This is a genomic window from Vibrio tapetis subsp. quintayensis (assembly GCF_030409945.1).
GTDB lineage: Bacteria > Pseudomonadota > Gammaproteobacteria > Enterobacterales > Vibrionaceae > Vibrio > Vibrio quintayensis.
This window is the reverse complement of sequence record NZ_JAUFQV010000052.1, coordinates 1-592: the sequence shown is the minus strand read 5'-3', so window position 1 is coordinate 592 and position 592 is coordinate 1. Positions and strand designations below refer to the sequence as shown.

Genomic DNA, 592 nt, shown 5'->3' with positions numbered 1-592 from the left:
TCAATGCCTCGCAGCACTTACACACCCTGCCTATCAACGTTCTAGTCTTGAACAACCCTTTAGGACACTTAAAGTGCCAGGGAAAACTCATCTCAAGGCTCGCTTCGCGCTTAGATGCTTTCAGCGCTTATCGATTCCGAACTTAGCTACCGGGCAATGCCATTGGCATGACAACCCGAACACCAGAGGTTCGTCCACTCCGGTCCTCTCGTACTAGGAGCAGCCCCTTTCAATTTTCCAACGCCCACGGCAGATAGGGACCGAACTGTCTCACGACGTTCTAAACCCAGCTCGCGTACCACTTTAAATGGCGAACAGCCATACCCTTGGGACCGACTTCAGCCCCAGGATGTGATGAGCCGACATCGAGGTGCCAAACACCGCCGTCGATATGAACTCTTGGGCGGTATCAGCCTGTTATCCCCGGAGTACCTTTTATCCGTTGAGCGATGGCCCTTCCATTCAGAACCACCGGATCACTATGACCTGCTTTCGCACCTGCTCGAATTGTCATTCTCGCAGTCAAGCGGGCTTATGCCATTGCACTAACCACACGATGTCCAACCGTGTTTAGCCCACCTTCGTGCTCCTC

Annotated in this window: 1 rRNA gene; it reads right to left on the bottom strand. The window is 53.2% G+C overall.

Annotated elements, in window-relative coordinates:
- Nucleotides 1-592: ribosomal RNA gene (locus QWZ04_RS23325) — 23S ribosomal RNA — on the bottom strand; the annotation flags it as partial.